This window comes from Pseudomonas rubra (assembly GCF_028656935.1).
Classification (GTDB): Bacteria; Pseudomonadota; Gammaproteobacteria; order Pseudomonadales; family Pseudomonadaceae; genus Aquipseudomonas; species Aquipseudomonas rubra.
In genome coordinates this window covers 85,996-105,398 of the sequence record NZ_JAMDGZ010000009.1, presented here as the reverse complement: position 1 = coordinate 105,398, position 19,403 = coordinate 85,996, and the positions used below count along the sequence as shown (strand labels likewise).

General features: G+C 61.9%; 16 protein-coding genes. 7 read left to right on the top strand and 9 right to left on the bottom strand.

Annotation, left to right across the window (positions count from 1 at the left end; all coding sequences use genetic code 11):
* Positions 1-108 precede the first annotated feature (108 nt).
* Both M5G17_RS04140 and M5G17_RS04135 read right to left on the bottom strand, forming a co-directional pair.
* Complete coding sequence (locus M5G17_RS04140; RefSeq protein ID WP_273891745.1) at positions 109-708, bottom strand: FMN-dependent NADH-azoreductase; 600 nt, start codon at positions 706-708, stop codon at positions 109-111.
* A 108-nt stretch (positions 709-816) separates the two neighbouring features.
* Complete coding sequence (locus tag M5G17_RS04135) at positions 817-1,131, bottom strand: 3-phosphoglycerate kinase (protein ID WP_273891744.1); 315 nt, start codon at positions 1,129-1,131, stop codon at positions 817-819.
* A gap of 49 nt (positions 1,132-1,180) precedes the next feature.
* On the opposite strand from M5G17_RS04135, the gene M5G17_RS04130 reads away from it, so the two are divergent.
* The 4 genes from M5G17_RS04130 to M5G17_RS04115 all read left to right on the top strand — a co-directional run bounded on the left by M5G17_RS04130 (position 1,181) and on the right by M5G17_RS04115 (position 5,378).
* The gene (locus M5G17_RS04130) at positions 1,181-2,104 is read left to right on the top strand and encodes a PA3225 family LysR-type transcriptional regulator (RefSeq protein WP_130263657.1); all 924 of its coding nucleotides are present in this window, start codon (positions 1,181-1,183) and stop codon (positions 2,102-2,104) included.
* Positions 2,105-2,118: 14 nt separating this feature from the next.
* Positions 2,119-2,931 carry an alpha/beta fold hydrolase gene (locus tag M5G17_RS04125; RefSeq protein ID WP_273891743.1) on the top strand — a complete coding sequence of 271 codons (813 nt, stop codon included), beginning with the start codon at positions 2,119-2,121 and terminating at the stop codon, positions 2,929-2,931.
* Positions 2,925-3,482 carry a peptidylprolyl isomerase gene (locus M5G17_RS04120; RefSeq protein ID WP_273891742.1) on the top strand — a complete coding sequence of 186 codons (558 nt, stop codon included), beginning with the start codon at positions 2,925-2,927 and terminating at the stop codon, positions 3,480-3,482. The genes M5G17_RS04125 and M5G17_RS04120 overlap by 7 nt, the downstream gene beginning before the upstream one ends.
* A gap of 63 nt (positions 3,483-3,545) precedes the next feature.
* Entirely contained in the window at positions 3,546-5,378 is a 1,833-nt protein-coding gene (locus M5G17_RS04115; protein WP_273891741.1) for an ABC transporter ATP-binding protein, read from the top strand.
* Between the two features lie 95 nt (positions 5,379-5,473).
* On the opposite strand, the gene M5G17_RS04110 is transcribed toward M5G17_RS04115, so the two are convergent.
* From M5G17_RS04110 to hrpA, 6 genes are all read right to left on the bottom strand, one after another.
* Positions 5,474-6,598 carry a GNAT family N-acetyltransferase gene (locus M5G17_RS04110; RefSeq protein ID WP_273891740.1) on the bottom strand — a complete coding sequence of 375 codons (1,125 nt, stop codon included), beginning with the start codon at positions 6,596-6,598 and terminating at the stop codon, positions 5,474-5,476.
* Between the two features lie 84 nt (positions 6,599-6,682).
* Positions 6,683-7,996, bottom strand: coding sequence for an OprO/OprP family phosphate-selective porin (locus M5G17_RS04105; RefSeq protein WP_273891739.1), 1,314 nt, complete (start codon positions 7,994-7,996; stop codon positions 6,683-6,685).
* Positions 7,997-8,194: 198 nt separating this feature from the next.
* The gene (locus M5G17_RS04100; RefSeq protein WP_273891738.1) at positions 8,195-8,425 is read right to left on the bottom strand and encodes an anti-sigma factor family protein; all 231 of its coding nucleotides are present in this window, start codon (positions 8,423-8,425) and stop codon (positions 8,195-8,197) included.
* On the bottom strand, positions 8,419-9,030 hold the full coding sequence (locus M5G17_RS04095; RefSeq protein WP_273891737.1) for an RNA polymerase sigma factor: 612 nt from the start codon (positions 9,028-9,030) through the stop codon (positions 8,419-8,421). The genes M5G17_RS04100 and M5G17_RS04095 overlap by 7 nt, the downstream gene beginning before the upstream one ends.
* A 111-nt stretch (positions 9,031-9,141) precedes the next feature.
* Positions 9,142-10,263, bottom strand: a complete 1,122-nt coding sequence (locus M5G17_RS04090) for a beta-ketoacyl-ACP synthase III (RefSeq protein WP_273891736.1) — start codon at positions 10,261-10,263, stop codon at positions 9,142-9,144.
* Positions 10,264-10,469: 206 nt separating this feature from the next.
* Positions 10,470-14,375 carry an ATP-dependent RNA helicase HrpA gene (gene hrpA, locus M5G17_RS04085; RefSeq protein WP_273891735.1) on the bottom strand — a complete coding sequence of 1,302 codons (3,906 nt, stop codon included), beginning with the start codon at positions 14,373-14,375 and terminating at the stop codon, positions 10,470-10,472.
* Positions 14,376-14,561: 186 nt separating this feature from the next.
* Here hrpA and M5G17_RS04080 point away from each other — a divergent pair, with 186 nt between their 5' ends.
* The 3 genes from M5G17_RS04080 (at position 14,562) to M5G17_RS04070 (ending at position 17,524) form a co-directional block, all read left to right on the top strand.
* Positions 14,562-14,726, top strand: a complete 165-nt coding sequence (locus M5G17_RS04080; protein WP_273891734.1) for a hypothetical protein — start codon at positions 14,562-14,564, stop codon at positions 14,724-14,726.
* 96 nt (positions 14,727-14,822) lie between these two features.
* Entirely contained in the window at positions 14,823-16,187 is a 1,365-nt protein-coding gene (locus tag M5G17_RS04075; protein ID WP_273891733.1) for a glutamine synthetase family protein, read from the top strand.
* 29 nt (positions 16,188-16,216) lie between these two features.
* Positions 16,217-17,524 carry an NAD(P)/FAD-dependent oxidoreductase gene (locus M5G17_RS04070; protein ID WP_273891732.1) on the top strand — a complete coding sequence of 436 codons (1,308 nt, stop codon included), beginning with the start codon at positions 16,217-16,219 and terminating at the stop codon, positions 17,522-17,524.
* 72 nt (positions 17,525-17,596) lie between these two features.
* Here the strand turns inward: M5G17_RS04070 and fadD1 are convergent, their stop codons facing one another.
* The gene (gene fadD1, locus M5G17_RS04065) at positions 17,597-19,294 is read right to left on the bottom strand and encodes a long-chain-fatty-acid--CoA ligase FadD1 (RefSeq protein ID WP_273891731.1); all 1,698 of its coding nucleotides are present in this window, start codon (positions 19,292-19,294) and stop codon (positions 17,597-17,599) included.
* Positions 19,295-19,403 lie beyond the last annotated feature (109 nt).

Below are 19,403 nucleotides of genomic sequence, written 5' to 3'. Positions count from 1 at the left end.
CATTTGTTGCAACGTGCCATGACCTGTGAGATCGGCGTTGTCAGCCTTGGTGCCAGGCGGGAGCCTGTGTCGAGGCCAAAAAACCTGGCGGGAAAATTCATTGCCGGCTCAGGCCACCGCAGCCAGCTGGGCCTTGGCCTGGTTCAGGCCCTTCTCGTGGAAGTCACCGCCCATGTTCAGGCCTTCGGCATGGATGAAGGTCACGTCATGGATACCGATAAAGGCCATGACCTGGCGCAGGTAGGGTTCCTGGTGGTCGCTGCTGGCGCCGCTATGGATGCCACCGCGGGCAGTGAGGATGTAGGCGCGCTTGCCGGTCAGCAGGCCCTGGGGACCGGTTTCGGTGTACTTGAAGGTGATGCCGGCACGCAGCACGTGGTCCAGCCAGGCCTTGAGGGTGCTGGGGATGGTGAAGTTGTACATCGGCGCGGCCAGCACCAGGACATCGGCGGCCAGCACTTCATCGGTCAACTCGTTGGAACGTGCCAGGGCCTGCAGCTCGTCGGTATTGCGCTGGGCTTCGGGCTTCATCCAGCCGCCGAGCAGGTTGCCATCCAGGTGCGGCACCGGGTTGACGGCCAGGTCGCGCAGGGTCACCTGGTCGGCAGGATGAGCCGCTTGCCACTGGCTGACGAAATCGCGGGTCAGTTGCCGGGAGATCGAATCCTGCTGGCGGGCGCTGCTTTCGATGACGAGTACACGGGACATGGGCTTGCCTCCATCGGCGAGTTCGGTAAGTCGATGGAGGCAAGATTAATGATTGACCTATCGATAAAAAAGCGTAAAAACTGGGTCCAACCTATCAGTTAAATTGTTTTATTGCGGCTTGCAGCTCACGGCGATGCGCAGCTTGATGATCTCGCGGTTGAACTTGGCGGTGGTATCGACGCTTTTTTTCGCCGGCACCTGCACGCGCCGCACTCGCGGCGCTTCCGGGCCATTGCGGAACATCACCTTGCACTGCGCGGCAACCTCGCCATAGTTGTTCAGGGTGATCGAGCCAATGTCACGGTCGGTGTCATAGGTGGTGTAGTCGACCTTGACGCCTTCGATGTCCTTTTCCACGTCGATGGGATAGGCCAGGGCCGTGAGCGGAAGCAAGGCCAGCAATACAGCACAACATTTCTTCATACGACGCTCTCCATGAAAGAGCGCCAGCTTAGGACAACAGGAGCCGAAGATGAAAGCGCCGCGCGTTACCCTGGATCAGTGGCGGACCCTGCAGGCGGTGGTCGATCATGGTGGCTTTGCCCAGGCTGCCGAGGCGCTGCACCGCTCGCAATCCTCGGTGAGCTACACCGTGGCGCGCATGCAGGATCAGCTCGGCGTGCCGTTGCTGCGCATCGACGGGCGCAAGGCGGTGCTGACCGAGGCCGGCAACGTGCTGCTGCGTCGCTCGCGGCAACTGGTCAAGCAGGCCAGCCAGCTGGAAGACCTGGCCCATCACATGGAACAAGGCTGGGAGGCCGAAGTGCGTCTGGTGGTCGACGCCGCCTACCCCAATGCCCGCCTGGTGCGCGCTCTGAGTGCGTTCATGCCGCAAAGCCGCGGCTGCCGGGTGCGTTTGCGTGAGGAAGTGTTGTCCGGGGTCGAGGAAGTGCTGCATGAAGGCGTGGCTGACCTGGCCATCAGCGGCTTCAACATTTCCGGTTACCTGGGCACTGAACTGAGCGCCGTGGAGTTCGTCGCCGTCGCCCACCCCGAACACAGCCTGCACCGCCTGGGGCGGCAGCTGAGCTTCCAGGACCTGGAGAGCCAGTTGCAGGTAGTGATCCGCGATTCTGGCCGCGCGCAACCTCGGGACGTCGGCTGGCTGGGCGCTGAACAGCGCTGGACGGTCGGCAGCCTGGCCACGGCATCGACCTTCGTCAGCAGCGGCCTGGGCTTTGCCTGGCTGCCACGCCACCTGATCGAGCGGGAGCTGCGTGAAGGCCTGCTCAAGCCCTTGCCACTGGATCAGGGTGGCAGTCGTCACCCACTGTTCTACCTTTACTCGAACAAGGACAAACCCTTGGGCCCGGCAACACAGATCCTCATCGAGCTGCTGCGCAATTTCGACACCGCACCGCTGGATGTTCCCTTCGCCGCGCCCGCCCAAGCCTGATAGGAATCAAGCCGATGGCCTACTTCGAACATGAAGGTTGCTCGCTGCACTATGAGGAATATGGCCAGGGCGAGCCGCTGGTGCTGCTGCACGGCCTGGGCTCCAGTTGCCTGGACTGGGAAATGCAGGTACCGGAGCTTGCCGGCCATTACCGGGTGATCCTCATGGACATCCGTGGCCACGGTCGCTCCGACAAGCCTCGCGAGCGCTACAGCATCGCCAGTTTCAGCGCTGACCTGCTGGCCCTGCTCGAACACCTGCAGACCGGCCCCGTGCACCTGGTCGGCTTGTCCATGGGCGGCATGGTCGGTTTTCAGTTTGCCGTCGATCACCCCGAGTGGTTGCGCAGCCTGTGCATCGTCAACAGCGCCCCGGAGGTCAAGCGCCAGAGCCGCAGCGACTGGATCTGGTGGGCCAAGCGTTGGGCCCTGGCCCGGGTGCTGAGCCTGGAAACCATTGGCAAGGGCCTGGCCGAGCGGCTGTTCCCCAAACCGCAGCAGGCCGATTTGCGGCGCAAGATGGCCGAACGCTGGGCAAAAAACGACAAACGCGCGTATCTTGCCAGCTTCGACGCCATCGTCGGCTGGGGGGTAGCGCAACGCCTGGGGCAGATTCGCTGCCCAACCCTGGTCATCAGCGCCGACCAGGACTACACCCCGGTGCAACTCAAAGAGCGCTACGTCGCCCTGATTCCACAGGCGCGGCTGGCGGTCATCGAAGATTCCCGGCACGCTACGCCCCTGGATCAACCTCACATTTTCAACCAGACGCTGCTGCAGTTCCTGGCGGCGTCCACCACCTCTCAAGGATCATTGAGCCCATGCTGAAAAAACTCCTGCTGGCCACCTGCTCGGTCGTCTTCGCCACCAGCCTGATGGCCGCTGAAAAAGCGCCTCATGTACTGCTGGATACCAGCTTCGGTCAGATCGAAATCGAGCTGAACGAAACCAAGGCGCCGATCAGCAGCAAGAACTTCCTGCAGTACGTGGACAGCGGTTTCTACAACAACACCATCTTCCACCGGGTGATCCCGGGCTTCATGGTCCAGGGCGGCGGTTTCACCGAACAGATGGTGCAAAAGAACACCAAGGACCCGATCCGCAACGAAGCCAGCAACGGCCTGAAAAACGTCCGTGGCACGCTGTCGATGGCCCGTACCTCCAACCCCAACTCGGCTACCAGCCAGTTCTTTATCAACGTTGCCGACAACGACTTCCTCAACCCGGGCCGCGACGCCGGTTACGCGGTGTTCGCCAAAGTGGTCAAGGGCATGGATGTAGTCGACCAGATCGTCAACTCGCGCACCACCACCAAGAAAGGCATGGGTGATGTACCGGTCGATCCGGTATTCATCAAGTCGGCCAAACGCATCGACTGACCTCGGGTTTCACAGGGACGTGAACCAGGCCTGAGAGTCTACTGAACAGGAGTTATCGCTTTCATGTTGTTTCGCCGTTTTGAAAAACTCATCGACATCTTCCGTGAGGCGCCCACTGCGGCGCCACCGACCACGGTATGGCCGTTTTACATCTACTACCTGCGCCAGGTCTGGCCGAGCTTTGCCGCCCTGCTGGTGATCGGTTTCATCGGCGCACTGATCGAAGTAGCACTATTCAGTTACCTGAGTCGAATCATCGACCTGGCCCAAGGCACACCCTCTGCCAGTTTTTTCAGCGACCACGCCAGTGAACTGCTGTGGATGCTGGTGGTGGCACTGATCCTGCGCCCGGTGTTTCTTGGCCTGCACGACCTGCTGGTGCACCAGACCATCAGCCCGGGCATGACCAGCATGATCCGCTGGCAGAACCACACGCTGGTGCTCAAGCAGAGCCTGAACTTCTTCCAGAGCGACTTTGCCGGGCGCATCGCCCAACGCATCATGCAGACCGGCAACTCGCTACGCGACTCGGCAGTCCAGGCCGTGGATGCCCTGTGGCATGTGCTGATCTATGCCGTCAGTGCACTGGTGCTGTTCTTCGAAGCCGACTGGCGGCTGATGCTGCCTTTGATTGCCTGGATCGCCTGTTACATCGGCGCGCTCTCCTACTTCGTACCCCGGGTCAAAGCCCGTGCGGTGATTTCTTCGGATGCCCGCTCCAAACTCATTGGCCGCATCGTCGATGGCTACACCAACATCGCTACCCTGAAACTCTTCGCCCACACCGATTTCGAACAGCAATACGCCCGCGAAGCCATCAGCGAGCAGACCGAGAAAACCCAGCTTGCTGCCCGCGTGATCACCAGCATGGATGTGGTGGTCACCAGCCTCAACGGCCTGCTGATCGTCAGCACCACAGGCCTGGCCCTGTGGCTGTGGACCCAGTCGCTGATCACCGTCGGCGCCATCGCCCTGGCCACTGGCCTGGTGATCCGTATCGTCAACATGTCGGGCTGGATCATGTGGGTGGTCAATGGCATCTTCGAAAACATCGGCATGGTCCAGGACGGCCTGCAGACCATCGCCCAGCCGGTGAGCGTCACCGATTCGCCGAGTGCGCGCGACCTCAAGGTCGATCGCGGCGCGGTGAGGTTCGACAATGTCAGCTTCCACTACGGCAAGGGCAGCCGCATCATCGATGACCTTGACCTGGACATTCGCCCGGGCGAGAAGATCGGCCTGATCGGCCCCTCCGGCGCGGGCAAGTCGACCCTGGTCAACCTGCTGCTGCGCCTCTATGACCTGGAAAGCGGGCGGATTCTGATCGATGGCCAGGATATCGCCCAAGTGACCCAGGCCAGCCTGCGGGCGCAGATCGGCATGATCACCCAGGACACCTCGTTGCTGCACCGCTCGATTCGCGACAACCTGCTCTATGGCCGGCCCGACGCCACTGAACAGGAATTGTGGGACGCAGTGCGCCAGGCCCGGGCCGACGAGTTCATCCCGCAGTTGTCAGACGCCCAGGGGCGTACCGGCTTCGATGCCCATGTGGGTGAGCGTGGGGTCAAGCTGTCCGGTGGCCAACGCCAGCGCATCGCCATTGCCCGGGTACTGCTCAAGAACGCGCCGATCCTGATCATGGACGAAGCGACGTCAGCACTGGACTCGGAAGTAGAAGCAGCCATTCAGGAGAGCCTGGAAACCCTGATGCAAGGCAAGACCGTGATCGCCATTGCCCACCGACTGTCGACCATTGCCCGCATGGACCGCCTGGTGGTGCTGGAGAAAGGCCGGATTGCCGAAGTGGGCAGCCATTCGGAACTGTTGGCCCATCAAGGGCTGTATGCCCGCTTGTGGCATCACCAGACCGGGGGCTTTGTCGGGATCGACTGAAGACTGCGGTGACTTCATCGCCGGCAAGGCCGGCTCCCACAATGGATCTGTGTACACTGGACCTGTGGGAGCCGGCCTTGCCGGCGATGAGGCCCTCAGCCCTGCCGATAAGGCAACGCCGAACGCGCCTCTTCGGCGTAGGCCAACACCCCCGCCCGCTCCTGCTCCAGGAACTCCTCCACTGCCCGGCGCAACCCTGGGTGCAGCAGGTAATGCCAGGAACGGGTGATCACCGGTTCAAAGCCGCGAATCAGCTTGTGCTCACCTTGCGCACCGGCATCGAAGCGCTGCCAGCCTTCGGCAATGGCCATGTCCATGCCCTGGTAAAAACAGGTCTCAAAGTGTAGCCGGTCGAACTCATCCACACAGCCCCAGTAACGGCCATACAGGCTACTACCGCCGACCAGGCTGAAGGCCATGGCAACATCGCGCCCACCCTGACGGGCCATGACCACGCGGATCGCCGACGGCATGCGCTCTGCTAACAGGCTAAAGAACTCCCGCGTCAGATAAGGCGCTCGTCGGCGTACCGCGTAGGTATTGGCATAACAGGCAAAGACAAAATCCCACTGCGCCTCGCTCAGCTCTTCACCGCGAAACCACTGAAACGCTATGCCGTGCCCCGCCACCTGCTCGCGCTCCTTGCGCATCTGCTTGCGCTTGCGTGAACTCAAGGTGTCGAGAAAATCCTGGAAGTCGCGGTAGCCTTGGTTGCGCCAATGAAACTGACAGCCCAGGCGCTCCATCCAGCCGTCGCGATCGCGCATCACGGCATCACCAGGCTCGTCGGTGAAGTTGATATGGGCGCCAGACAAGCCCTGTTCGAACAGCTCATCGGTCAGCCTGTCCACCAGCTCCGCCGCCGCTTGTGGATCACCCAGCAGCCGCGGGCCCGTGACCGGTGAGAAGGGCACGGCGCAGAGCAGCTTGGGGTAATAGGCGATGCCCGCCCGTTCGCAGGCATCGGCCCAGGCGTGGTCGAACACATACTCGCCGAACGAGTGGCTCTTCACGTAGGCCGGCAAGGCCGCGCGCAATTGCCCGGCGCTGTCGGTAAGCAGGTGATGGGCCGGGCTCCAGCCGGTATGGCGGCTGACACTGCCGCTGTCTTCCAGGCTGGACAGAAATGCATGGCGCAGGAACGGCTGTTCGTCTGGTACCAGGGCATCCCAGGTAGCAGGTGTGAGTTCGGCAAGGTGTTGCAGAATGAGCTTGGGCATTGGCGCAGTCTGCCTCGTCGCGTCGACGAAAAAAAGCCCCGCAATCGCGGGGCTGAAGATCTAACGGATGAGGAGCGGTGTTGCTTAGAACACGTACTGCGCGCGCATTACAAAACCATCGCCACTGTCGTCGCCGGCGGCGTTCTGGGCGTTGTCGACCTTGGCCTTGACGTACACGCCGCTGAGCTTGATCGACTCGTTGGCGTACCAGTTCAGACCGACGTTGTGCACCTTGCCTTCGACATCGCCAATGTTGGCGAACGCACCGTTGTCGTCATCGACGCTCAGGTGGTCATAGCGATAGAACACTTCCCAGGCACCGATCTGCTTGTTCGAAGGCTTGATGCTGTCGAACTTGCCCAGCTTGTAGCCACGCGCTTCACCGGTGATGGTGTAGGCCAGCTGACCGTAGTAACCATCGGCCTTGATGTCAGAGAACGAGGCGCTGTCGGCCTGGACGTCCCGCTTGACGTACTCGCCCTGAACCGAGAACGGCCCCATGGCCCATGCCGCTTCCAGGCCCCAGGCCTTGTCGGTGTCGAAGGCACCGGCCGGGGTGTTGTTCTGGCCACCCAAGGTCAGGCGGTTGCCGTTGCTGCCAGCATCCTGACCACCGTCGGTGCTGACCCCGCGCATGCCCAGACGGCTGCGGATACGGCCATCGAACGCGGTATCGGAGAGATCGCGCTGGGCGTAGTTGACGCCGAAGTGCAGGACATTGCCGGCTTCGTGCATTGGTGCAAAGACGCCGCGCAGGTTGAACTGCTTGGTGCTGTCGCCGTCCTTGTCCTGGTTGGTGGCATCCTTGGCGAAGGCACCGACCGAACCGTACAGCGAGTCACCGGCGTTGCCCGAAACCTGCAGCCCCATGCCACCGTTGTGGGCGTTGGTCCAGTCGACCAGGTCGTAGGCAGCGGTACGTTCCTGAGCCGTTACCCACTTGGAGCTGGTGGCTTTTTCCAGGCCGAACTCGGGGTCGAAACGACCGACCTTGATCGAGACCGGGCTGAAGCCGTTGTAGGCCAGGGACGCTTCATCGAAGTAGCCGTCTTCGGAGCGGTTGTCGCCGCCGGAGTTGTGCGAGAAGTCGTAGGCGATCTGGTAGGCCCAGTCCTTGTACATCACGCCGCCCAGTTCCAGGTAGGCGCGGCGGAAGTAACCGGCATCGGCAGTGTCGCCGTTGTTGGTGTAGAAACCGTCGAAACGGCTGTAGTCAGCCTGGATCCGACCGCCCAGCTTGAAGCTGAATTCCTTGTCGGTGGTAGCGACCTCGAGGCCACCCTTGGTCTTGACTACGATATCGGCGCCGTCGGTGGTCACGGTACCCGCGAAAGCCTGGGCGGTAACGGCCATGGCCAAGGCGCTGGCTACGAAACCTGCGAAGTGCTTACGGATCATCGAAGAAGCTCCCCTACTATATGGTCTTGATAATGTTGGAAAAACACGCGGCTCAAGCCACTTGTGCTGGGGAGGAATCTTGGCGGGGGCTTATGTCAGATCAGTGGCTTTTAGATAAATGTTTTGTTACAGGGGAACTTTTTTACTTCGAAAGGAAATAAGTCAGAAAGCTCCATTGCAGAGCTTTCCAGACGTGTTTCAGGAGTCTTTGAGCTCCCGCGCCAGGCGTTCGGCCAGGGCCTGGCTGTCGACCACCGGCTCCTCCGGCAAGGCCCGCACCGTGGCCTGGGCGACGCGCATCTGCTTGAGAAAGCGTCGACAATGGCTACAGAACAACAGGTGCTGGCGCACCATCAAGCGCTCCCCCAGCGTCAGTTGTTTATCCAGGTAGTCGCTTGAGCGGGCGACGAGTTGCTTGCAGCTCAGCATTGGCCGGTTTCCTCGAAATGTTCCAGGGTCGCAAAGACTTTCAGGCGCGCCCGATGCAACAGCACGCGGACATTGGAGAGGGAAATATCAAGAAGATTACAAATCTGTTCCAGCTCCAGGCCCTGTCGCTCGCGCAACAACAGCACACTGCGTTGCAGTTCGGACAGGCTGAGCAAGGTGTGCTCCAGGCATTCGCGCATCTGCTCGCGGCTGAGCAACGCCTCCGGGGTGTCTTCGTGCCACGCCGCCGGCCCTTGCAGCCAATGCCCGTCTGTTGCGAAGCGCTCGTCACCGATCGTGCCGTGCGGGCCTGGCAGGTCATCAAGCAGCACCTCCCGGCGGTTCTGCTTGTAACGGGTCTTGGCGGCATTGGCGGTAATGGTCAGCAACCAGGTCTTGAGGCTCGAGCGCTGCTCGAAGCCCTTCAGGTTACGTACCACCGCCAGCCAGGCATCCTGTACTGCTTCATCGGCATGCCGGCTGCCGACAATCGCATAGGCAACTGCACGCATCGCGCCTTGGTAGGTATCGACCAGTTCCTTGAACGCCTGTTGCTCACCCTTGAGCAGCCGCTCCAGCAAGCGGGTTTGTTGTTCGCCAGTCATCGCCTTCCATCCATCGTTCTGCGGGTAGAGTCCGATTAGGCGGATTTGTTACAGCCAACACTATCAGCGAAGCGCCCGAGCACGGTGGGACACTTCGCCAACAGCTGCAGCTTAGCGCTTGCGCAGGATCACGCTACCGATCGAGTAGCCAGCACCGAACGAGCTGAGCACGCCCAGGGCGCCCTGTGGCAAGTCATCCTGATGCTTGTGCAGAGCGATTACCGAGCCGGCCGAGCTGGTGTTGGCGTAACTGTCGAGAATCACCGGTGCTTCTTCTTCCAAGGCATCGCGACCGAGCAGCTTCTTGACGATCAGGTGGTTCATGCTCAGGTTGGCCTGGTGCAGCCAGAAGCGCTTGACGTCGCTGACATTGAGGTTGTTTTCACTCAGGTGCTGGCCGATCAGTTCAGCAACCATCGGGCAGACCTCGCGGAACACTTTGCGGCCTTCCTGGACGAACAGCTTGTCGGTGGCATCAACGCCCTCTTCGCCTGCGCGGTTGAGGAAGCCGAAGTTGTTGCGGATGTTGTTCGAGAACTGGGTCAGCAGTTTGGTGCTGACGATGTCGAACTGGTGTTTGGAGGTGGCCAGGTCAGCGCGCTCCACCAGCACGGCAGTGGCGGCATCACCGAAGATGAAGTGGCTGTCGCGGTCGCGGAAGTTCAGGTGGCCGGTGCAGATCTCCGGGCTGATCACCAGCACCGCACGGGCCTGGCCCAGTTGCACGCTGTTGCAGGCCGTCTGGATGCCGAAGGTGGCCGAGGAGCAGGCCACGTTCATGTCGAAGCCGAAACCGTTGATGCCCAGGGCCTGTTGCACTTCGATGGCAATGGCCGGATACGGGCGCTGCAGGTTGGAGCAGGCGACGATCACTGCATCGACGTCGGCGGCAGTGCGGCCGGCGCGTTGCAGGGCCTGCTCGGCGGCAGCCACGGCCATCTGGCAGAGGATCGACGGCTCGTCATTGCTGCGTTCTGGCAAGCGCGGCTTCATGCGTTGCGGGTCGAGGATGCCGGCCTTGTCCATGACGAAACGGCTTTTGATGCCCGAGGCCTTTTCAATGAAGGCGGCGCTGGACTCGGCCAGAGCCTGGACCTCTCCGCGCTCGATGGCGGCGGCGTTGTCGCTGTTGAACTGTTGCACGTAGGCGTTGAAGGACTCCACCAGCTCTTCGTTGGAAATGCTGTTGGCCGGGGTGTACAGGCCGGTGCCGCTGATGACGACGTTATGCACGGTCGTTCCTCTGTTCGGGGCCATTGCCAGCCCGGCAACGGCCTGTTCGGTCGGTTTGTAGTTGGTACCAAAGTACCAACTTTGACTGGCAATGAGCCTGAATCACAGGGCCGCTGCGCAGTGCTGCATGGGTGAGCCGCACGCCCCCGGAGGATAATCCGGGGAACGCGGCGTATATCGGCCAAGTGTGCCACAACTACAGGGGTTTAGGCTTCTACCTGGCTCCACTGCTTGCTCAGTCGCTTGTCGGAAACCGGCACCTTGGTACCCAACTGCTGGGCGAACAACGACACCCGGTATTCCTCCAGCCACCAGCGGTACAACTGCAGTTGCTCGTCGCGCTTGCCTTCCTGGGCGTGCTTGTCGAGGCGGGTCTTGTACTGACTCCAGAGGTTGCTCAGCTCACCGCTCCAGACCCGGTCCTTCTGCACTTGGGAGCCGAGTTTCTCCAGGCGCAGCTCGATGGCCTTGAGGTAGCGCGGCAGTTCCTTGAGCCACAGCCCCGGGGTTTCGCGAACGAAGCCCGGGTAAACCAGGTTGCCCAATTGCTGCTTGATGTCATTGAGGGCCACGGCCTGGGCCAGGTCGATCTTGCCCTTGAAGCGCTTTTGCAGGCCATGCCAGAGCTTGAGGATCTCCAGGGTCAGGCGTGCCAGGCGCTCGGCGTGTTCGGCCCAGCTCCCGCGCTTGCGCTCGGCCAGCGAGGCTAGGCCGGCGCCATCGCGTGGCAGGGTGGCTTCACCTTCAAGGATGCAGCTGTCGAGGCTGGCCAACAGAATGTCTTCGACCAGCGCCTCAACGCGGCCCAGCTCACGGTAGAGCAAGCCCAGCTCGGTCAAGCCTGGCAACTTGCCACGCAGGAACTTGGCCGGCTCGGCCAGTTGCTGCAGCAGTAAGCGTTGCAAGGCGCGGCGGTGCTGAAATTCGGCTTCGGCCTGGGTCGAGAAACGCCCTTCCTTGACCGTGCCGTTTTCTTCCACCAACGCCGGGTACACGGTCATCGACAGCCCGGCAAACTTCTGTTGCGCGGTTTCCGCCACTTGGGTAAACGCCTTGGCCTGCACCGGCTGCTGGCTTTGCGCGGTCTGCGGTACCGCCAGGGCGGCCTGGCTGGCAGCGGCAAAGCGTGCGGTCAGCTCGGCCAGGTCGCGGCCTTCACCAAGGAACTTGCCTTGGCCATCGACCACTTCCAGGTTCATTTTCAGGTGGCTGTCGACCTGAGCGGCGGCTTCGGCCCAGGCGTCATCGCTGACCCGCGCACCGGTCATGCGCAGCAGCTCGCGGCCCAGCGCCTGGGGCAACGAACCTTCGCCGAAGCTCATGCGCTGCAGGGCGGCCTTGACGAAGTCCGGCACTGGCACGAAGTTCTTGCGCAACGCCTTGGGCAGGTTGCGCACCAGGGCAATGCACTTGGCTTCCAGCAGGCCCGGCACCAGCCACTCCAGGCGTTCGCCCGGCAGGCTCGGCAACAGCGGCGCCGGCACCCGCACGGTCACGCCATCGCGCGGATGGTTAGGCTCGAAGTGATAACTCAGGGCCAGGCTCAAATCGCCCAGGCGCAGGGTGTCCGGGTACTGCGCAGCGGTGACTTCACTGGCCTCGCGAGCCAGCACGTCTTCCTCGCGCATGATCAGCAACTGCGAATCTTTCTGGCTGTGGACCCGGTACCAGCTGTCAAAGGTTGCAGTCTGGTGGATCTCGGCCGGCAGGCGCGCCTCGTAGAAGCCGTACAGGGTTTCTTCATCGGCGAGAATGTCGCGTCGGCGGGCCTTGGCTTCCAGCTCGTCGAGCTGCTCGAGCAAGCGCCGGTTGGCCGTCAGGCATTTGGCCTTGGACTGGATCTCGCCACCGACCAGGGCCTCGCGGATAAACAGCTCGCGGGACATCACCGGATCGACCGGGCCGTAATGCACCGGCCGACGACCGACCACGATCAGGCCGTAGAGGGTGATCTGCTCGAAAGCCACGACCTGGCCGCGCTTTTTCTCCCAGTGCGGTTCGAAGTGGTTCTTCTTGATCAGGTGCCCGGCCAGCGGTTCGATCCAGTCGGAATCGATCTTGGCCACCATGCGCGCATAGAGCTTGGTGGTTTCCACAAGTTCAGCGGTCATCAGCCATTGCGGACGTTTCTTGCCCAGGCCGGACGAGGGGTGCACCCAGAAGCGCCGCTGGCGGGCGCCGAGGTAGTCACCGTCTTCGGTCTTCTGGCCGATCTGGCTGAGCAAGCCCGACAGAATCGCCTTGTGCAGGCGCGGGTAGTCGGCCGGTTCCTTGTTGATGCTCAGTTGCAGGTCACGGCAGATCAGGCTCAGTTGCCGGTGCGCATCGCGCCATTCGCGCAGGCGCAGGTAGTTGAGGAAGTTCTTCCGGCACCAGTTGCGCAACGGGCTGGCGGTCAGGGCCTGGCGTTGTTCTTCAAACCCGCGCCATAAGCTGACCAGCGCGGCGAAGTCGGAATCGGCGTCCTTCCATTGGGCATGGGCCTGGTCCGCCGCTTGCTGACGCTCTGGCGGACGCTCGCGTGGGTCTTGCACCGATAGCGCACTGGCAACGATCAACAACTCGTTGAGGCTGCCCTGCTTGGCGCCTTCAAGCAGCATGCGGCCCAACCGCGGATCCACCGGCAGGCGCGCCAGTTGCCGGCCCAGGGGGGTCAGCTGGTTCTCGCGGTTGACCGCCGAGAGTTCCTGCAACAGGTTGAAGCCGTCGCTGATGGCCTTGCCATCCGGCGGCTCGATGAACGGGAACGCGTCGATCTCGCCCAGGCGCAGGTGCAGCATCTGCAGGATGACTGCCGCAAGGTTGGTACGCAGGATTTCCGGGTCGGTAAAGGCTGGCCGGCCGTTGAAGTCTTCTTCGCTGTACAGGCGTATGCAGATGCCCGGTTCGACCCGGCCGCAACGGCCTTTGCGCTGGTTGGCGCTGGCCTGGGATACCGCTTCGATCGGCAGGCGCTGGACCTTGGCCCGGTAGCTGTAGCGGCTGATGCGCGCGGTGCCGCTGTCGATCACATAACGAATGCCCGGCACTGTCAGCGAGGTTTCCGCGACGTTGGTGGCTAGCACCACGCGCCGCCCCGGGTGGGACTGGAAGATCTTCTGCTGTTCGGCCGGCGACAGGCGCGCGTACAACGGCAGGATTTCGGTGTGGCGCAACTGGGCCTTGCGCAGTATCTCGGCGGCGTCGCGGATTTCACGCTCGCCCGGCAGGAACACCAGCACATCACCCGGGCCTTTGCCCAGGCTGCGCTCGTGAGCGGTGATCTCATCGAGGGTGGCGAGGATCGCCTGGTCAATGGTGAGGTCGTCCTCGACCCGGTTGCCCTCCTCGTCCTGCTCGCGGGTCACGGGCCGGTACCAGGTTTCTACCGGGTAAGTGCGGCCCGAGACTTCGATGATCGGCGCATCGTTGAAGTGCTTGGAGAAACGCTCAAGATCGATGGTCGCAGAGGTGATGATGACCTTGAGGTCCGGACGGCGAGGCAGCAGGGTCTTGAGGTAACCGAGCAAAAAATCGATGTTCAGGCTGCGCTCGTGGGCTTCGTCGACAATGATGGTGTCGTAGCGCTCAAGAAAGCGGTCGTGCTGGGTTTCGGCCAGCAGGATACCGTCGGTCATCAACTTGACCAGGGTGTTGGCGTCGCTCTGGTCTTCAAAGCGCACCTGATACCCCACCAGTGCCCCCAGTGGCGTGCCCAGTTCTTCGGCGACCCGGGTGGCGACGCTGCGCGCGGCTATCCGCCGTGGCTGGGTATGGGCGATCAGGCCATGCTGGCCGCGGCCCAGTTCCAGGCAGATCTTCGGCAACTGGGTGGTTTTGCCCGAGCCGGTTTCGCCGGCAATGATCAGCACCTGGTGCTCGGCCAAAACCTTTTTGATCTCGTCACGCTTGGCCGCAATCGGCAGGCTGTCGTCGTAACGGATGCTCGGCACGCTGGCCTTGCGCGCAGTGACCTGGGCGCAGGAGGCCTGCACCTTGGCGGCCCATTGCGCCAGCTTGGCTTCATCCGGGCGTTTGCGCAGCTCATGCAGTTGCCGGCGCAAGCGGTGACGCTCGGCAATCATGGCGTGGTCGAGGTTTTTTAGCAGTTGATCAATCGCGTGGTCAGTCATGGGAGCTTTTTAGTCGTGCAGGTGAGCCTGCTTTTGCATGATCGGCTTTTCAAGGGCTGCGATTGTCGCAGATTTGCCGACGCTCGGCACGGTTGCGGGCTGGCAGACGATTGTTTAGTGCAGGCTTACCTGAGGTTACCCAAATGCTGATTTAATGAACCTTCCCCGGCATGGGAGTATCCGGGCATGACCTCGTCTCCCGGCTTGCCCCGACCGTTGCCGCGCCCTTCGTTCCCGAAGGTGCGGGCACGCTGCGGGGAGAATCCGCTGGTGCATATCATCCTCGCCTTCTGGGCCTTGTGGCACTGCCGCCATGCCCGCCCACCGGACGCCCGCCTCGCTGCGCACTGAACCGTACGGCCACCTGCTGGCCGAGTTTCCTTGTCGATGACTGCCGCCTGACTGGCAAGGCAGTCCTGTGCGCCTGAGGGCGCGAGCGAGAGCACCATGCAATTTGCCCCCATCGAGCAGGCCCGAACGTTCCTGGCCGAAAACCCCGATATCGAGATGATCGAGCTGTTCATTCTCGACGCCAACGGCGTGCCGCGCGGCAAGCTGCTGCACCGCGAAGAACTGCTGGCGGTGTACGAAAGCGGCCGGCCGCTGCCCAGCACCATCCTCGGCCTGACCCTGAACGGCGACGATGTGGAAAACTCCGGGCTGGTCTGGGATGTCGGCGATATCGATTGCCGCGCCTATCCACTGGCAAACAGCCTGGTGCGCTTGCCGTGGCGGCAGATCCCCACGGCAGCGCTACAGGTCAGCATGCACCCCAGCGAAGGCATGCCCGCAAGCATCGCCGACCCTCGGCACCTGCTGGTCAAGGTCATCGATGCGCTAAAGGCCGACGGTTATTACCCGGTGATGGCCTGCGAGCTGGAGTTCTACCTGCTCGACCAGCGCCGTGACAGCCATGGCCGGCCGCAACCGGCACTGGACAGCGACGGCGGCCGGCCACGCAGCACCCAGGTCTACGGCCTGCGCGAGCTGGAACAGATCGAGCCGTTCCTCGCTGACCTCTATGCTGCCTGCAAGGCCCAGGGCATCCCGGCGCGCACGGCGATTTCCGAGTACGCCCCGGGGCAGGTGGAAATCACCTTGGAGCACGGTGATGCGTTGCTGGCCATGGACCAGGCGGTGCGCTACAAACGCCTGGTCAAGGGCGTGGCACACAAGCATGGGATGCAGGCCTGCTTCATGGCCAAACCGTTCGATCACCTGGCCGGCACCGGCATGCACATGCACGTGAGCCTGGCCGATGCCCAGGGCAACAACCTCTACGCCAGCGATGACAAGGCCGGCACGCCGCTGCTGCGCCAGTCGGTGGCTGGCATGCTCACGTTGCTGCTCGATTCGTTACTGCTGTTCTGCCCCAACGCCAACTCCTATCGACGCTTCCAGGCCAACAGCTATGCGCCCCTGGCGCCGACCTGGGGCGTCGACAACCGTACCGTCAGCCTGCGCGTGCCGGGCGGCCCGGCCAACAGCCGGCACATCGAGCACCGCATTTGCGGCGCCGACGCCAACCCTTACCTGGCGGCGGCGGCGATTCTCGCCAGCCTGCATCACGGCATCCGCCAACAGCTCGACCCCGGCGCACCGGTCCAGGGCAATGGCTACGCCCAGGCCACCGAACTGCTGCCCACCGACTGGCTGACGTCGCTGACCGCACTGGAGCGTTCGAGCTGGGCCCGCGAGGCGCTGGGCGCCGAGTTCCTAGGTGTCTACCTGGCGATCAAGCGTGCCGAGTACCGCCAGTTCATGGCCGAAGTCAGCGAACAGGACTGGCGTTGGTACCTGACCCAGGCCTGACACTTTATTTTTGCGCCAAGGATTTTGTCATGAATGCAGCCGTAAACACCGGCCCTGCCCAGCGCAGCGCCTCCTACTACACCGCCAGCCTCAACGACACCACCCAGTACCCGACCCTCAAGGGTACGGTACAGGTCGATGTGGCAATCATCGGCGGCGGCTTCACCGGTGTCGCCAGCGCGGTGGAGCTGGCCGAACGCGGCCTTAAAGTCGCCATCGTTGAAACCAACCGCATCGGCTGGGGCGCCAGCGGCCGCAACGGCGGCCAGGTCACCGGTAGCCTCTCGGGCGATGAAGCGATGCGCAAGCAGATGCGCGACAAGCTCGGCGATGACGTCGACGACTTCATCTGGCACCTGCGCTGGCGCGGCCACCAGATCATCGAGCAAAGGGTTGCGCGCTACGGCATCGACTGCGACCTCAAGCACGGCCACCTGCACGCAGCGATGAAAGCGTCGCACATGGGCGAACTGCGTGCCTTTGCCGCCGAGGCCGAACGCCGCGGCATGGGTGACCAGGTCGAACTGCTCGAGCTCAATGCCATACGCGAACACCTGCAAAGCCCGTTGTACCTGGGCGCGCTGAAGAACCGCCGCAACCTGCACCTGCACCCGCTCAACCTGTGCCTGGGCGAAGCCCGCGCCGCGCACAGCCTGGGCGCACTGATCTTCGAAAACTCCGAGGTACTGGAGATCGTTCATGGCGATCAGCCGGCGCTGGTGACTGCCCACGGACGGGTCGAAGCCAAGCAGATCCTGCTGGCTGGCGACGTCTATCACAAACTGGAAAAGCGCCAGCTCAAGGGCAAGATCTTCCCGGCCATGGGTGGCATCGTCACCACTGCCCCACTGGGCGAGCTGGCCGCGCAGATCAACCCCCAGGATCTTGCGGTATATGACTGCCGTTTCGTCCTCGACTACTACCGGCTGACCGCCGATGGCCGCCTGCTGTTTGGCGGTGGTGCCAATTATTCTGGGCGCGATTCGCGGGATATCGCTGGCGAACTGCGGCCCTGCATCGAGCGCACCTTTCCGGCGCTCAAGGGTGTGCCGATCGAATTCCAGTGGAGTTGTGCGATGGGGATCGTGGTCAACCGCATCCCGCAGTTGGGCAAGCTGTCGGATAACGTCTGGTACTGCCAGGGCTATTCCGGGCACGGCATCGCCACCAGCCACATCATGGGCGAGATCATGGCCGAGGCACTGACCGGGACGCTGGAAAAATTCGATACCTTTGCCGGTTGCAAACACATCAAGGTGCCGATGGGCGATGTGCTGGGCAATCCGTTACTGGCGGCGGGGATGTGGTATTACCAGATGCTTGAAAAATTGCGCTGATTTGAAAAGCATCGCGGGGCAAGCCCGCTCCTACAGATACTGTGGGAGCGGGCTTGCCCCGCGATCAGAGCCTCAAGCGATCTTCTTCAGGCCCAGCTTTTTCAGCTCTTCATCACGCAATTCACGGCGCAGGATCTTGCCGACGTTGGTGGTCGGCAACGCATCGCGGAACTCGATGAAACGCGGCACCTTGTAGCCGGTGACATTGGCGCGCATGTGCTCCATCACCTGCTCCTTGGTCAGGGTCATGCCCGGCTTGACCACGATGAAGATCTTGATCACTTCACCGGACTTCTCGTCCGGCACACCGATGGCCGCACACTGCAGCACACCCGGCAAGGCGGCCAGCACATCTTCGAGTTCATTCGGATAGACGTTGAAACCGGAGACCAGAATCATGTCCTTCTTGCGATCGACGATACGCATGTAGCCGTCTGGCTGGATCAGGGCAATGTCACCGGTCTTCAGCCAGCCTTCGCTGTCGAGAATCTCGTTGGTGGCATCCTCGCGCTGCCAGTATCCCTTCATCACTTGCGGCCCCTTTATGCACAGTTCGCCGACTTCACCCAGCGCCAGCTCTTGGCCCGCGTCATCGATGATCTTGCACAAGGTCGAAGGCAGCGGAATACCGATGGTGCCGATCTGGTTGCGTTCGGCCGGGTTGACCGCCGCTACCGGACTGGTTTCGGTCATACCGTAACCTTCGCAGATGGCGCAACCGGTTACCGCCTTCCAGCGCTCGGCAACACTCATCTGCAGCGCCATGCCACCGGACAGGGTGAGCTTCAGGCCGGAGAAATCCAACTTGCGGAAGTTCTCGTTGTTGCACAGGGCAACGAACAGGGTATTCAGGCCGACAAAACCGCTGAACTTCCACTTGCCCAGTTCCTTGACCATCGCTGGCAAGTCGCGCGGGTTGCTGATCAGGATGTTGTGGCTGCCGATCAGCATCATCGCCATGCAATGAAAGGTGAAGGCGTAGATGTGATACAGCGGCAATGGCGTGATCAGGACCTCGCAACCTTCGTGGAGGTCAGAGCCCATCAGCGCGCGGCACTGCAGCATGTTGGCCACCAGGTTGCGGTGGGTCAGCATTGCACCCTTGGCCACGCCCGTGGTGCCGCCTGTGTACTGCAACACGGCTACATCATTGCTGTCTGGATTGGCTTCGGAGATTTGCTTGCCACGGCCTTTGCTCAATGCATCATTGAACTTCACCGCCTTGGGCAAGTGATAGGCCGGAACCATTTTCTTCACATACTTGATCACGCTGTTGATCAACAGGCGTTTAACCGGTGGCAACAGGTCGGCCACTTCGGTGACAATAACGTGTTTGACCTGGGTCTTGGGCACCACCTTCTCGGCCAGGTGCGCCATGTTCGCCAGGCACACCAGCGCCTTGGCACCGGAGTCATTGAACTGGTGTTCCAATTCCCGCGTGGTATACAACGGGTTGGTGTTGACCACGATCAGGCCCGCACGCAGGGCGCCGAACACGGCGACCGGGTACTGCAGGACGTTGGGCAGTTGCACGGCAATACGATCACCCGGCTGCAGGTCGGTATGCTGTTGCAGGTAGGCGGCAAAGGCCCCTGACAACTCATACAACTCGCCGTATGTAATGGTTTTGCCCAGGTTGCTAAAGGCCGGTTTATCGGCAAAGCGTTGGCAAGACTGCTTCAGTACCGCTTGAATATTCGGATACTCATCAGGATTGATTTGCGAGGCAATCCCGGCTGGGTACTTATCCTTCCAAAAATTTTCGATCATGGAAGCCCTCTCCTCCAGCAACAGCGAATTCTTCACCGCAGTCGATGCGATTATTATTGATATAAGATTACGGTTTATTGCAAACCAGATAACCAGAAGCGGGCCGAGA